The 14,965-nt window shown below is 70.2% G+C and carries 9 protein-coding genes; 4 read left to right on the top strand and 5 right to left on the bottom strand.

Annotation, left to right across the window (positions count from 1 at the left end):
• Positions 1-3: 3 nt before the first annotated feature.
• The 3 genes from tssK to LAO51_06915 form a co-directional block, all read right to left on the bottom strand.
• Positions 4-1,329 (bottom strand): type VI secretion system baseplate subunit TssK, encoded by a 1,326-nt coding sequence (gene tssK, locus LAO51_06925; protein MBZ5638479.1) that lies wholly within the window; start codon positions 1,327-1,329, stop codon positions 4-6.
• A gap of 61 nt (positions 1,330-1,390) precedes the next feature.
• Positions 1,391-2,194 carry a hypothetical protein gene (locus LAO51_06920; protein ID MBZ5638478.1) on the bottom strand — a complete coding sequence of 268 codons (804 nt, stop codon included), beginning with the start codon at positions 2,192-2,194 and terminating at the stop codon, positions 1,391-1,393.
• Positions 2,191-4,227 carry a hypothetical protein gene (locus LAO51_06915; GenBank protein MBZ5638477.1) on the bottom strand — a complete coding sequence of 679 codons (2,037 nt, stop codon included), beginning with the start codon at positions 4,225-4,227 and terminating at the stop codon, positions 2,191-2,193. Before LAO51_06915 ends, LAO51_06920 begins: the two co-directional genes overlap by 4 nt.
• 273 nt (positions 4,228-4,500) lie before the next feature.
• Here LAO51_06915 and LAO51_06910 point away from each other — a divergent pair, with 273 nt between their 5' ends.
• Together LAO51_06910 and LAO51_06905 are read left to right on the top strand one after the other, a co-directional pair.
• Positions 4,501-5,163: a carboxypeptidase-like regulatory domain-containing protein gene (locus LAO51_06910; protein ID MBZ5638476.1), complete on the top strand. Its 663-nt coding sequence runs from the start codon at positions 4,501-4,503 to the stop codon at positions 5,161-5,163.
• A 396-nt stretch (positions 5,164-5,559) separates the two neighbouring features.
• Positions 5,560-6,051, top strand: coding sequence for an OmpA family protein (locus tag LAO51_06905; GenBank protein ID MBZ5638475.1), 492 nt, complete (start codon positions 5,560-5,562; stop codon positions 6,049-6,051).
• A 72-nt stretch (positions 6,052-6,123) separates the two neighbouring features.
• Here the strand turns inward: LAO51_06905 and LAO51_06900 are convergent, their stop codons facing one another.
• The gene (locus LAO51_06900) at positions 6,124-6,672 is read right to left on the bottom strand and encodes a hypothetical protein (GenBank protein MBZ5638474.1); all 549 of its coding nucleotides are present in this window, start codon (positions 6,670-6,672) and stop codon (positions 6,124-6,126) included.
• Between the two features lie 83 nt (positions 6,673-6,755).
• Positions 6,756-10,814, bottom strand: coding sequence for a protein kinase (locus tag LAO51_06895; GenBank protein MBZ5638473.1), 4,059 nt, complete (start codon positions 10,812-10,814; stop codon positions 6,756-6,758).
• Between the two features lie 183 nt (positions 10,815-10,997).
• On the opposite strand from LAO51_06895, the gene LAO51_06890 reads away from it, so the two are divergent.
• Positions 10,998-14,294, top strand: coding sequence for a PDZ domain-containing protein (locus tag LAO51_06890; GenBank protein ID MBZ5638472.1), 3,297 nt, complete (start codon positions 10,998-11,000; stop codon positions 14,292-14,294).
• Positions 14,295-14,383: 89 nt separating this feature from the next.
• Entirely contained in the window at positions 14,384-14,944 is a 561-nt protein-coding gene (locus LAO51_06885) for a chalcone isomerase family protein (GenBank protein ID MBZ5638471.1), read from the top strand.
• The last annotated feature ends 21 nt before the right edge of the window (positions 14,945-14,965 follow it).

Genomic DNA, 14,965 nt, shown 5'->3' with positions numbered 1-14,965 from the left:
CGGTCAGGGGCGGATCACGAACAGCGAAAGCGCGAGGTCGGTCAGAGAAGGCAGATACACCGCGAGGCGCTTCACCTCGCGCACCTTGTCCCATTCCGGACCGATCGGATCCAGGTGGAAGTAGGCGGCCGCCCGACGCGGGATCTCCGGCGGCGCGACGTCCAGCGGCCGGATCGCGACCCCCCGGAGCGCCAGGTTCCTGAGCGTCGGGATCCTCTCGGGAGCTCCGACCTTGGCGGTCCCGTGAACCTGGGTGCGGATCGCCTCCGGGGGGCGCTCCCCGGCGCAGACGAGGCAATAGCGGTAGCTCTCGCTGAAGTGCTCGTCGGACGCCGCGGCCTCGTAGCAACTGGTCGCGGGGTTCCAGGCCAGGCGGACTTCCACGTACTTCCTGGGAAACGCCAGGTCGAGGTAATCCTCGATCTTCTTCGCGGTCTCGCGGAAGGCCGGCCCGGGGTCGTCGTGCAGGTACGGCGGCACGTCCCACGCTTCCCCTTCGGCGGAGAACGACGAGAGCGCGCCGGAGAGGCCGGCGAGGACCCCGTAGAACGCGTACGGGTGGAGATTGCCGCTTCCCAGCAGATGGTTGACCAGCGCCACGTACGAGTTGACCGTGACGAGACCGATCTGGAATCTCGGGTCGACGTCTCCCCTCTCACGCTTCAGACCGTGCAATCCCCTGGCCGTGGACGAGAGGCCGTCCCGGACGCGGTGGCAGATCCGAAGCAGCTCCGGGACCGCGTCCACGCGAAGCGACGCCGGCACGTACCCCTCGGCGACCTCGAACAGATCGGCCCCCTTCTGCACGACCTCGGCGATCTTGACGGCCTCGAACGCGCCGCGGTCCTCGTCGCCGAAGAGGAGGCGGAGGTTGCCGACCGCGAACTCCATCTGCGCCGGCCGCTCTCCGGAGACCTCGTCGCGAATCTCCCGGGTGCGTGCCCGGTAGCGCGGTGTCCCCTGTCCCACGCCCTCGGGGTCGAGGAGGTTCGGCTCGTGGGTCCGAACCCGTGGCAGGCCGAGGAAGATCTCGATGGGCTGGCCGGCAGGCTGAAGGTGGTCGGCGAAGCTCCGGGGATCCGCCTGCGCGTTTTCCGGGGTGACGACCACCGCGCCGCTGGGAAACACCACCACGGCTCTCGACACCTCGACCACCCGGTTCCTGAGCGCGGATCGCTCGATCTCCAGCGCCGCCACTCCCCAGTGGAAGCGATCCAGAAGCTCCAGGTGCAGACCCAGCCGATCCTCGTGATACCGGTCCTGCTGCTGGAAATGGTGGGGCCTGAGGAAGAGCCCCTCGCTCCAGATCACGGGAGAGATGTTTCTCATGTTGCTCGCCGATCTCCTGGCGACGGGGCCGGGCCCCCGTGCGCCGAACGCCTCCCTGGCATCACTTCACCTTGTCCAGGGTGCGGAAGTACTCCTGAAGGAAGGGCTTGGTCACGAACTGTTCCTCGAATTCCGCGCCGAAGTCCAGGAGCTCGTTGTGATACTGGCGCCGGTACGCTTCCCACGCCTTGCCCCCGTGCTCCTTCTGGATGGCCTGGGGGTCCAGACGCTGCCGGATCGTCGCCCACGCCTGCCGATTGGCGGCCAGGTGCGCGTTGTGGAACAGGATGCCGGACTTCGCCAGGCCCTCCACCCGCTTCTCGAGCTCCGAGACGTCGCCGGTCTCGAGGACCGTCCTCGCGATCAGCTTCCGGATCGGCTCCTCGAGCTTCAGGCCCACGACGGTGCCGCCGCTGCGCCCCTCGAGCATCATGTGCGTTCGAAGGTCGAGGTTGAGCCGCCTCAGGGCCTCGTCGCAGCGGGTGAGGACGTCGACGATCTTCCGCAGCACGGAGCCGAGCCTCTCCAGCACCTCGGGCGAGCCGGCCGCGGCCTCCTTGCCCTCGCTTCCGAGCACCGCGCGCGCCAGGTCCGCGGCCCCGCCGACGTTCGCCTCGGCCCCCGCCTCGCTCGCCCAAGCCTCCAGGAGCGATAAGGCCTCCCACAGCCGCGCCGCCTCGCTCTCCCGATCGGACGGGGCGAGGCCTTCCCGGATCGTCGACAGCACGTGGAGGATCTCGTCGCCGGAGATCCCCGCCATCTCCCGCCTCAGGATCTCGAGCGCAGCCGAGCGCCGCTCCCCGGCCTCTCCCCTCTTCCGGCTCCCGACGCGAAGGGCCTCGACGATTCGGGCGACGTCGCTCATCGGGGCTCCTTGCCTGAGCCCGCCCCGCGAGGCCGGGAGCCGGCGCGACGCCGGAACCCGGGATCCTTGAGACGCTCGAGCGCGTACGCGCCCAGCGCGGCGAGCGCGGCGTCGTCGGTCGAAGCCGTGGCCAGCAGGCGTTGGCGGACCTCGCGGGCGAAGGCGATCAGCTGGGAGAGGAGGCCGGCGTACGCCCGCTCTCGCTCCGGGCGCCCGACCGGCTCGTGTCCCTGGCACGGAAAGCCCCCCGGGACCGCAGCGCACAGCCGCATCCCGAACGCGACCGCTCTCGCCATCAGTGTCCGATCCATCATCGGTCGATCTCTCCCCCCCTGTGCGCTCGATTCTAAGGGAATCGGCGCGCCCTGAACAGCGAATAGCCCGCTCGACACCACCGCCCGCAGCGACTCCGTCTCGCCCCCATCGGCCCCGCCGGCTCCCTGGAGCCTCGGCGCGAGCGCGTCGCGAAAGCGAGCGGCGTCCGGCAGGTCCCCTGCCTCCCGGAGAAGGCTCGAGAGGAACAACGTCCCCGCGGCGAAGAGATCGTCCACGAGCGAGTGGTCTCGTCTCAGGCGGAGCTTGACAGCGGTGCCCGTGAGCATGCCGCGGATCTCCTCGGGAGCCAGCGCCGGATCGCTCACGAGGATCCGGCAGACTTCCGGGAAGCCGATCTCGACCCGCGCCGTGAGGACCCGTTCCATCGCGCCGGTGCGGGGCGCGGGCACGCCGACGAGCACCGCGTCCCCTTTCGCCGGGGGTTTGATGAAGGGCACGTGCGGGAGGAAGTCGATCCCGACCGATCCTCGCTCCGATGACGAGGCGGGCGCGGCGCGGGCGATGCAGAGTCCGTCGGTCGACTCGTCGGCACGCTCGCAGCCGGGGGGAATCAGGAACGACGGCCGCACGGAGGACGTCCCGCCACCGCCGGAATCCGGCCGCCACCCGGGAGCCGGGTCCAGGAACAGCACACGCATCCCCCAAAGCGCGGTGCGAAGGCTCCCCGGCGGCTCGAGCCGGACCCAGACGGTCTCCGCGGCGACTCCGAGATGGGGGTGCCCGCTCCCCACGGCGATCGTCCGCAGTCCCTCGAGCATCTGCCTCAGGATCTCGAGTCGAAGCAGGAGCGACTCGAGCCCTGCCGGCTCCCCACCGGTATCCGAGGCGAGGAGGGGTCGCTCGTCTCGCATCCTGGCGTCGGATTCTTCGAGGATCGCCGGCGGGACCGAAGCGAGTCCCTTCCGGACCTCGGGCCATGGGATGCCGCTGGCGAGGCGGCACCAAGCGCCGAACGGCAGGTGCGCCGGCTCCAGAATCGCGCCACCCCAAGGGGTAGGCGATATCGACTGGAGCATGTCCTTCGCGGTACCCGGCGCCTCCGACGGGCCTTCGGCGGGGTAACAGGTCGACCTTCGATCGCAGCTCACGCACGCCGGGTCGAGGCCGTCGGTGCTTCCTTTTCCATGGGCCCGCTCCCACAGCGCGTGGAGCGGAGGAACGCCCGAGGTGCGACCGCCGACACCGTGGGGCGCGCGGGAGCCGCACGAGGAGCAACGCTCCTCGGTGACGCCGCCGCCCTCCGGGCCGCCGCAACCGGGACAGATCGCGACGATCCAGACCTGCCGCGCGCGGCAGTAGAAGGTGGGAGGCAACACCGGCGCTCGCAGTGTAGGAGCCACGCCCTTGCCGTGGAGCCCCGGGATCGCCGCCTCGCCTGGCGCCGGCGACGTCAGGTCCTCCCATTCCTGCCGCCAGCGGCCGAGGGGTGCCCCGCCGGGGTCCTGCGATTCCCCCCCGCCCAGCGCCAGTGGCAGCACGCGCAGCAGCGCCGTGGAGCGGCCCTCCCTCCCGTCCCGCGACACGACCACGGGGACGAGCACTCGCGGCGACGAGTCGGGACGAACCAGGGCGACGTCGGGAGACGCTCCCGGCTCGATGCGCGTCTCGAGTCGGGTGCCCTCCAGGGCCCCGAGGCCCCGCGCGAGCGCGTCCGGCAGTCTCGCTCCGCTCCGAGCGGCACGCTCGGCCGACTCCATGCGATCCCCCCGGGCGAACGGAGGCCTCCGTCGCTCCGATGCCCGCGGGCCTCCGGATCGCGGGATCTGCGGTCGCATCGGGACGGGGACGACGCTTGACCGACGCGAGCGTCCCGCGCAGGCCGGAGTATATACCGGTGTCGAGCGAGTGAAGCGGCGAGCCGACGCTCGAAGAGATTTTCCTTGACAGGAGCCCTCCAACTGTCGTTGAATCCGGTCGTTGGGGGCAGTCTTCGCCCGCGATGTTTCGGTCAACATCAAGGAGATCGTTTCATGAGCAGATTCGCAGTGAGCGGCTGGACTCGTCGAGCGCTCGTCGTCCTCGTGAGCTTCTCGATCCTGGTGCCCTCGCTCGTGCTCCCCGTCGCGCACGCGCAGCAGACCGCCACGCTCCAGGGCGTGATCCTCGATCCGTCGGGACGCCCGGCGCCGGGATTCAAGGTGGTCTACAAGGACGTGGTCAGCGGGACCGAGTACACGAGCGCCACCAGCACCGCCGCCGGCGAGTACTCCCTGCAAGTGCCCATCGGCTCCCGGTACCAGCTGGTCAACGCGGTCGCGCCCGACGGCACGCGCCTGCCGATCCAGGCGGGCGCGCCGCTGCCCGTCCGCGCCGGCGGCGTCTACCGCCGCGACGTCCAGTTCCAGCTGGCGGGGGGAGCGCAGGTCGTGGAGCAGAAGCCGCCGGCTCCGGAGGCGGCCCCTCCCACCCCGCCGCCTCCGACGGTGACCGCAGCGAAGACCCCCCCTCCGGCCAAGCCTGGACCCGTCACGAAGCCGGCCCCCGCGTCGCAGGCCCGCACCGGGGCCAAGAAGCCGTGGTGGAAGACCACCGGCGGCGTGATCGGCATCATCCTCGGCGCCGGTGCGATCGCCGCGGCCGCGGCCGGCGGCGGCGGTGGCGGCGGTGGGACCTCATCACCGTCGAATCCCTGACTTGGCCCCGCCGGAGGGTCTCGCGACATCGAGAGGATCGTCATGAACGCAGGATCGTTTCGGTACGCTGCCGTGGTCGTCATGCTGCCGGCGTCCCTTCTGTTCCTCGACGGCTGCAAGCCGAGCAGGCCCAAGACGACGCCCGAATCCGCCACGCAGGCCGCTGCCCCGAAAGAGCTCGACGTGACGCTCAACGCGACGGTCGCGCGGCAGCCGTCCATCGCCTCCCTCGAGCACGACGCGACGGCTCCCCGTCGCCCCGGGGACGGCATCCAGGTAACCGCTTCGGCCGTCGTTCCCGAGGGGGATCGCCTCGAGGTGCAGGTCGAGGGGACGGAGTTCAGGATCCCGGTCTCGACGGCCTCTGTCGCCGACGTGTACAAGGGCTCGGCGACGCTGCCCTCCATCCCGCCGGGGACGTACAAGCTCCGCGGTACGATCTCGGCACCCGGAGGGCAGGTCGTCGCAGAGGTCGAGGCGACGAGCCCGATCACGATCGTCCCCAAGACGACCCCGTGCGAGGACGCCGAGGCCAGGCTCGCGAGCCTGACGGTCCCGTTCGATTACGACAAGTCGGACCTCGGGCCGAAGGCGAAGGAGGTCCTCGGGGCCGTGGCGGATGTCCTGAGGCCGCTACAGTCGTCCGGGATCGAGCTGACCGTGGAAGGACACTGCGACGAGCGCGGGACGGTCGAGTACAACCTCGCCCTCGGCAACCGCCGGGCCGCCGCCGTCGCCGGCTATCTCGCGGATCTCGGCGTCGTGGACCGAGGACACGTAAAAAAGGTGTCCTTCGGCAAGGAGCGCCCGCGGAACCCCGGGCACGACGAAGCCGCCTGGGCCGAGAACCGCCGCGCCGAACTCAAGCCGGCGTGTGGATCGAACTGACGCTCCTCCCCGACGCTGATCCTCCGCCCACGCCCGAGAGCCGGGGCGGAGGCGCGTCGTGCGAGCGGACGCTCAGCTTCCCGGAACCGTCGCGGGGTTGATGTAGTGCGTCAGCACGAACCCGTTGCCCCCCGGGACCGGGGAGATGAAGTTCCCCTTGTTCAGTGAGCGCGGTTCCCAGCGGAACGCCAGTGGAATGGGCACCATCGTATCCAGGCGCAGCGGGGTGCGCCCCTCCGGGTGTGCGTCGTTGACGTCGGCGAAGTAGTAGGTCCGGTCCCTCACCGGATCGCCGTTGTCGTCGACCATGTCCACCCGGATCTCGTACTCCTTGAGGATCTCCAGCTCCATCTCGAAGTCCTGCGGGCGGGTCATCGATTTGGGATCGAATTGCGAGTATCGGACCTGGACGTCGCTCTTCGGAGCGAGGTAGTTGCCGTCGTTGTCCTGGACCGCCGGCAAGATCGTGATGGTCAGGTTGACCGGGGCCGTGACCTGCGGGGTCGCGATGACTCCGCGGATCTTGACCTTCGGCGTGGGCTGTGCCCCGACGAACGTGGAAAGCGCCGCCGCCGTCGCGACGGAGAGCACTGCCAACCCGATCCGCTTCGCTCCTCTCATCGTTCGCCTCCTCGAAAGGGTGTGCGGCGAATCATACCCCAGTTCCCGTCAAGGACGGAAGCCGCTTCCACCGGTCGGCCCGATCACCTGGCCTTGGTGAAACTGAGGTTCCACTCCACCGCTCCAGGGACGTTGATGGCCCTGGGGTTGCGGTTGATCGGCACGTAGCTCGTGCGTCCATCGGCCGCCGTGAGTCGCACGACCTGGTACCGTTGATTGAGATCCACGTCCATCGAGAAGCGCCCGCCGGCGGTGGTCACGACCCGCACGGTCTTCTGCGCCGTGATGTTCTGCAACTCGATCGTGCAACCAGCTTCCGCCTCCTTTCCGTCGAGCCGAACGCCACCCTCGAATCGACCGCCGGCCACGGCCGCCGGGACCCGTTCGACCGATGGGGCCCCCGCCGCGTTCCCCGCCGAAGGCGCGGGCGACGCCGGAAGGGTCGAGGCGGGCGGTGCCGGAGGGGAGGTCGGAGGCTGGATCGGAGGCGGCTTCGCCGGCACCGGGTTCGCGGGGACGGCCGCGCGCCTTTCGGTCGTGGCGGGCTTTCCGCGGGGGGGCGGGGCCGGCGGCGGCGTCCGCGGTCCGGGCTCGGTCACCGTCCGCGACTCGAGATCCGAGCTCCGGGGCGCGGGGCTGGGCGACGTCTTCGCCTTCTCGAAGGGAGGCGTCTCGGCGCGGCGCTCCGCCGCATGAGAATTCTCGGCGACGGACGGCGGCGTGGCCACGACGGGAGTCCGCCCGCCACCGCCGCGGGACAGGAGCGCGATCCCCGCCGCCGCCGCGACCAGAATCACGGCGCCCGCGCCGCCCGCGATCGCGAGCTTGCGGCGGCCACGGCCCAACTCGGCCTCGCTCGCCGACTTCAGGCGCTGGATCTCGGGCATCGCATCGTGCAGCCACTCGTAGGGCCGGCATTCGCGATCGAGAGCCGAGAGGATCGCGACGGCGTCCTTGTGCTTCCCCGAGCCGGCGAGCCCGCGCGCCTTCTCGATCCTCTCGCGAACGCCGTTCAACGCCGCCTGGCGCCGCCCCTTTTCGATCGCCGGCGCGACCTCGGAGGCGAACGACTCCAGGCTCTCGGCGAGCCGCGCCGCCCCCCCGTTGCCGCGATCCAGCTCCGACGCCTCGCGGATCGACGCTCTGGCGCGCTCCAGCAGTGCCAGGATCCGGTCGCCTTCGGCCGAGGCCTTCCCGGCAAGCGACCGAGCCTGTCCCAGGCTGTCGCCGGCCGTGGCGATCGCCGCCGCGACGCCCGCTGCGCGCTGCTTCCGTACGGAGGCCTCCGCGGCGTCCCGGTCCTTCCGCTTCCTCTCGTCTTCGTCCTTCTCGAGCTGGCGGAGCCGCTCCCGGAGCCCGCTCAGGAGCGCACCGCGTCGCTCCTCGAGGGCCGCGGCCTCCGTGTCGGCAGGGTGCTCCCGGAGGGCGTCCCGGAGCCCTACCGCCGACGCCTCGAGAGCCTCGACGGCGGATCGGACGTCCTCCGCAGACGCGCCGAGCGCGGCGTCTCCCGCGGCCAGAGCCCTGCGTGCGCCCTCGATCTTGGCGCGCCGCGTTTCGGCACGAAGGCGCTCCGCCCCCTCCCGGGCCAAGTGCTCCGACTCCTCGCGGCGCCGGCGCGCCTCCGAGCGCGCGTGGTCGATGTAACTCGTGAGCACCTTCAGCGCCTCGGTGGCCTCGACGTGCTCCGGGTCGAGCGCGAGCGCCTTCTTGTAGGCCGCCTCCGCGGCGAGGCCGACCTCCTCCGCCATCGCCAGATCGTCGGGGTCTCCGGAGACCAGAGGCTCCATTCTCGCCAGGAGCTTCCGCCCGTCGGCCACCGCCGCCTCGATGGCCGCCGTTCGCCGTCCCAGCATCTCCCTCCGCGCGGCTTCGCGACGAGCCGCTTCTTCTCGGACGGTCTTGCCGACGGCCTCGAGATCCTGCCGGAGCTTCAGCGCCTCTCCCGACTCCGGCACCAGGGTCAGCGCCTGCCCGGCGGCACGGAGCCCCTCCGCGACGAGATCGAGACTTCCTCTCCGAGCGTCCTCGTCCCCCTCCGCTCCCGCCCGCGCCCGTTCCAGCGCGCCCCGCGCCGCCGCGACGAGCCCCGTCGCCTCCCGCTGCCGGGTCCGATCGGCGTCGATCTCCTTCTGGAGAGCGGAGCGCGCGGCGTCGATCCGTCGGATCGCGTCCAGCGCCTCGACGTTCTCCGCGTCCTCCTCGAGGACCTTCGAGTAAGCCGTCCGCGCCTGCTGGAAGGCCTCGATCGCCCGGTCCCCCTCGGCGAGACCCCGACGTCGCAGCGATTCCGCTTCGTCGTTCAGGTTCCGTCCTCGCAGTAGGAAGCTCGAGACGATCTTGCGGCGCTGCTCCTCCCGCTCACGTTCCTCTTGCTCCCGGGTCCGCCGGCGCTCCTCCAGCTCGTTCTTTCGCCGACGAGCCTGTTCCTCCGCGGCATGAAGCCAATCGGGGTCGGCTCCCAAGTCCCTCGCCTTGGCGAGAGCATCCAGCGCGGCGCGCACGCCGTCCAGCGCCCGGGCCTCGTCCTGCCCCGGCTCCTCGGACGCCTGGATGAGACCCTCGATCCGCGCGACGAGGGCGGCGACCTCCGCCTGCACTCGCGAGCCGATCTCCCGCTCCAGCGAGAGCACCTCCTCGTCCCCCCGCCAGATCTCCTGCGCGAGGCCACACGCGGCTCGCGCCTCCGCGTACCGCCCCAGGCCGAGCGCGAGCTTCGCGTCCCGGAGCGCCGTCCGGTAATCGGCATAGGGAATGCCGCTGGCGGTGATCACCATGAGCCGGTCGAGCATGAGCCCCGCGAGGGTCTCGTTCGGATACCGCTTGAGGATCTCCACCAGCGGGCCGCGGGCGAGGTCGGTCCGACCGGCGTCCAGCGCCTCCTCCACCTGACGGATGTGGGATTCCACGAATTCCTTCCGCTCGCGGTCCTCCGGGGTCGTTCGCTCCGCGGTCTCAATCTCCCGGTCGAGAGCCGCCACCTCTTCGCTATCGGGGCTCAGGATCCACGCGTCGCGCCAGTGCTCCCGAGCTTCTCCGCTCCGCCCGCCTTCGATCGCCGCACGGGCGCGGTCCAGGAACTCGCGGAGCTTCTTGTCGGACTCGATCCGGTGCTTGAGGCGCGGCAGCTTCAACTTGAGTCGCTCGCTGTCGGGGGCGAGCTGGTGCGCCTTCTCGTAGGCCTTGAGCGCCTCGTCGAGAGACCCCTCGGCCTCCTTTTGGCGCGCCCAGGTCAACAGGTTCTCGACCATCTGCCGCGTCAGGTCGTCCAGGTTCGAGTACTCGGACGGGTCGGTCGCGACCCCGCGGGTCTGGAGCTTCCGAAGGATCTGGCGAAGCGCGTCGGTCACCTCGGCGGCGGTTTGCGGGCGCTGCATCGGCTCCTTCTCGAGGAGCTTCAGGACCAGGGAGTCCAGGGCCGCGGGGACCTCGGGGTTCCGGTTGCGCGCCGGCTCCGGCTCGTCCCGGAGGATCCGGGTCGTGATCAGCGCCTCGCTCGGAGCGTCGAACGGGTGGGATCCGGTGAACAGCTCGTACAGGACGATGCCCAGCGAGAACAGGTCGCTCCGGTGGTCCAGCGCGTCGTTCTTCAGCTGCTCCGGCGACATGTAGGAGAAGGTGCCGGGCTGCGTCGTGGCGCGGGTCAGGCTGGATCGCTCGACGTGGGCGATGCCGAAGTCCACGAGCTTGGTCTGCTCCTGTCCCCCCGCGTGAGTCAACATGATGTTCGAGGGCTTCACGTCGCGGTGGACCACGTTGTGGCCGTGCGCGAACTGGAGGGCGTCGGCGATCTGGCGCGCCATCTCCAGGCGCTGCTCGACGGTGCGACTTCCGTGGTCCTTGATCAGCTGGGTGAGATCGGTGCCCTCGAGGTATTCCATGACGAAATAGGGGCGCCCCTCGTGCTCTCCCCGATCGTGGATCGTCACGATGTGCGGGTGCGTCAGGCTCGACGCGACCTCGACCTCGCGCTTGAACCGTGCGCAGGCGTGCTCGTTCTGGGAGAGCCGCTCCGACAGAATCTTCAGCGCCACGACGCGGCCGAACATCTTCGAGTCGGTCGCTCTGTAGACGTCTCCCATCGCTCCGGAGCCGAGGATTTCGACGATCTCGTACTGGCCGATCTGTCCGCTGAGCGACATCGCCCCTCTGGCCAGGCGTCCCCGCGCCGACCCCTTCGGGCCCGCGCCGCGAGCCCGGCCCTTCATCATAATGCGTTTCGCGCCGGATCGGCGCACCTGTCGTTTGGAGAACGACGCTCTCTCGTGCGACGATCGTCCTCCGCCGCCGCGGTGGCGGCGGCGCGACTCCCGGAGAACCTCCCGATGCCAAGGAAACCGAACGTCCGTCCCCCTCGCGCCAGCCTCTCGCCCTCCGCGCTCTTGCTGACGATCCTGCTCGCCGCGCCCGCATCCGCCCCCGGCGCGGAGACGGGGCCCCCGGAGGCGCGCCTGCTGAGGTTTCCGGACATCCACGGGGACTTCGTGGCGTTCGTCTACGCCGGCGACATCTGGAGAGCGCCGGTGAGCGGAGGCCCCGCGCTCCGGCTGACGTCGGGCGACGGGCTCGAGCTGTTCCCGAAGATCTCCCCGGACGGGAGGTGGATCGCCTTCTGCGGGGAGTACACCGGCTCGAGGCAGGTTTACGTGATGCCCTCGTGGGGCGGGGAGCCGCGTCAGCTCACCTTCTACACCGACGTCGGGCCGATGCCGCCACGCGGCGGCTGGGACGATTGGGTGCTTGGCTGGACTCGCGACGGCAAAATCCTGGTGCGGATGAACCGGACCCCGTGGGGCCAGAGGATGGGGCGGTACTACCTCGTGGACCCGGCCGGCGGCCTCGAGACCCCGCTACCGCTCCCCGAGGGCGGCAGCGCGTCGCTCTCACCCGACGGGAAGTTGCTCGCCTACTGCCCGGTGGACCGGGAGTTCCGCACGTGGAAGCGCACGCGGGGCGGCCGCGCGCAGGACATCTGGATCTACGACCTCGGGCGCCGCCGCTCCCGGCGCATGACCGACGACCCCGCCACGGACAACTTCCCGATGTGGTCCCGCGACACGATCTACTTCACGTCGGACCGGGAGCACACGCTGAATCTCTACGCGCTCGACGTCAAGACCGCCGCGACGCGCCAGGTGACGCGGTTCGCCGAGTACGACGTGCTCTGGCCGAGCCTCGGACCCGATGCGATCGTGTTCATGAACGGCGGGTACCTCTACCGGATGGGGCTCGACGACGAGAAGCCGGTGAGGATCCCGATCACGCTCGGCGCGGATCTCGCGGCGACGGTCCCCCACTTCAAGGACGTCCGCGAGTTCGTCTTGGGCGTCGATCTTTCCCCGACCGGGGCCAGGGCGGTGTTCGACGCCCGCGGGGACCTCTTCACGATCCCGGCCAAGGACGGGCCGACCCGCGACCTGACGGAGACGCAGGGAGTCCGCGAGATGTCCCCGGCATGGTCCCCCGACGGCAAGTGGATCGCCTACCTCTCCGACGCCACCGGTGAGTACGAGATCCACATCCGCGCCCAGGACGGCTCGGGAGAGCCGAGGCGTCTCACGACCGACGGGGAGACGTGGCGGTTCCCGCCGTCGTTCAGCCCCGACTCGAGAAAGCTCGCCTTCGGCGACCGCCGGCAGCGCCTCCTCATCCTGGACATCGCCTCGGGAGCGATCATCGAGGTGGACCGCGGCACCCGCGAGGACCTCGACACCTACCGCTGGTCCCCCGACGGCCGCTGGCTGGCTTACGAGAAGAGCCACCCGTCTCGCCTGCCCGGCATCGCGATCTACTCGGTCGAGTCGAAGCGCGTGCTCACGCTGGGCGACGGCCAGACCGCCGACCGGAACCCCGCGTTCAGCGCCGACGGCAAGGTCCTCTTCTTCCTGAGCGATCGCGATTACCAGCCCACCTTCAGTGCGTTCGAGTTCGACTTCGTCTACCCGAGGGCGACGCGGGTCTACGCCGCGTCGCTCGACCCCGAGGCCGCCCCCCTGTTCCCCCCGAAGAGCGACGAGGAGAAGCCCCGCGACGACGGCGCGCCGGCCGGCGGCGCCAGGGAGGCCTCGAAGGTACCTGCGGCGCTTCCTCCGGTCAACGTGGTCTCGGAGGGCTTCGTCGCGAGGACCGTCGCGCTTCCGGGTCTCAAGGCCGGGAGCTACTCGGCGCTCGCCGCGGTCGCCGACGCGGTCTTCTATCTGAAGGCGGAGGAGGGCGGGGATCGGGCCCTCTACCGTTTCGACCTGAAGGAGCGGAAGGAGGAGAAGGTGCTGGACGGCATCGAGAGGTACGTGCTCTCGGCGGACGGGAAGAAGCTCCTGTACAAGGCCGGGAAGGACTGGGGGATCGCCGACGCGAAGGCAGGCCTCAAGCCCGCCGAGGGGCGCCTCGACCTCTCCGGCCTCAGCGTGAAGCTCGACCCGAAGGCCGAGTGGCGCCAGATGTTCGACGACGCGTGGAGGATCTACCGCGACTGGTTCTACGATCCGGCAATGCACGGCGTCGACTGGAAAGCGATCGGCGAGCGCTACAAGGCTCTGGTCCCGTTCGTCGCCCAACGCGCCGACCTCGACTTCCTCATGGGCGAGATGATCGGCGAGCTGGACTCCGGGCACACCTACGTCTCCTCGGGCGACGAGCCGAAGGTCCCGCGAATCCCCGGAGGAATGCTCGGCTGCGAGTTCGAGCCGGACCCGTCGGGCCGCTTCAGGATCTCCAAGATCTTCGCGGGCGAGAACTGGGACGACGCGTGGCGCTCCCCGCTGACGGAGCCTGGGGCGGGGGTGAAGGAGGGGGAGTTCCTGCTGGCCGTGGACGGGCACGAGCTGTCGACCAAGGACAACCCGTTTCGCCTGCTGGAGAACAAGGCGGACCGCCCGGTGGCTTTGACCGTATCGGCGCGCCCCGATCCCGGCGGCGGCCGGACCGTCACCGTCCGGCCGATCGCGAGCGAGCTGAACCTGCGCTATCTCGACTGGGTCCGCGGCCGCATGGCCCTCGCGGACCGGCTCTCGTCGGGCAAGGTCGGGTACATCCACCTACCCGACACGGCCCTCGCCGGGAACCGGATGCTCCAGAAGCTCTTCTATTCGCAGGTCTCGAAGCCCGCTCTCGTCATCGACGACCGATACAACGGCGGCGGGTTCATCCCTGACCGTATGATCGGGTACTTCGCGCGCAAGACGCTCGCATGGTGGGCGCGCCGCGGGATCGAGAGCATGCGGACACCGGCGTTCGCGCACGATGGCCCGAAAGCGATGCTGGTCAACGCGTACTCGTCATCGGGCGGGGACGCCCTGCCGTACTTCTTCCGGAAGAGCGCGCTCGGCCCCCTGATCGGCACGCGGACCTGGGGCGGGCTCATCGGCCTGTCGGGGAACCCCTCTCTCGCCGACGGAGGCAGCGTGGAAGTGCCCACGTTCCGGATCTACGACGAAAGAGGAGAGTGGGTCGTCGAGAACCAGGGCGTGTCGCCGGACATCGAGGTGGTCGATCTCCCCGAAGCTCGCATCGCCGGCGGCGACCCGAGCCTCGAGAAGGCCGTCGCCGTGCTGCTCGACGCGCTCCTCAAGAAACCGACGGCCGAGCCTCCGGTCCCGAAGCCGCCGGACATGTCGCGGTAGAGCCGGTGGGGCCGCGACGCGAGCTTCGAGCCGGAAGGCGTGCTAGTCTCGGCGCGAGTCGGTGACGACTCGAACCTGAGAGGGCGAGCATGAGGGGAGCGTCGTACCTGCTGATCGGCGTCGCGCTTCTGGCGCCCCCGGCGATCGGAGGCGAGTTGTCCGGGGTCAGCCTCCCGGACCGTGCCTCGGTGGGGGGAAAGGCCCTCGTGCTCAACGGCATGGGACTCCGGAAGGCGTACGGCTTCGCGAAGGTCTACGTCGCGGGACTCTACCTCGAGAAGAAGACAGCGAGCGCGGAGGAGATCCTCGGATCGGACACGACTCGCCGGATCGAGCTTCGGTTCGTACGCCACGTGAGTCGGGACGACATCGTGAAGGCGTGGACGGAGGGGTTCGAGAAGAATGCGGCCAGGAGGCTGGGCGCGCTCGAGGATCGCCTCGACACGCTGAACGGCACCATGCGGGACCTCGAGCCCGGTGACGTCCTGGCCTTCTCGACGGTTCCAGACAAGGGCGTCCTCGTGGAGGTCGGTGGCCAGCCGGCGACGACGATCCCGGGCGCCGATTTCGCCAGAACGTTGCTCGCGATCTGGCTCGGACCCGATCCGCCCAACGCGGCGCTCAAGGCGGGCCTGCTTGGCGCCCGGTAGCAAGTCAAGGGAGCGCCTGGG

This window comes from Terriglobia bacterium (assembly GCA_020073205.1).
GTDB lineage: Bacteria > Acidobacteriota > Polarisedimenticolia > Polarisedimenticolales > JAIQFR01 > JAIQFR01.
The sequence above is the reverse complement of the archived record's forward strand: the minus strand, read 5'-3'. Positions and strand labels throughout refer to the sequence as shown.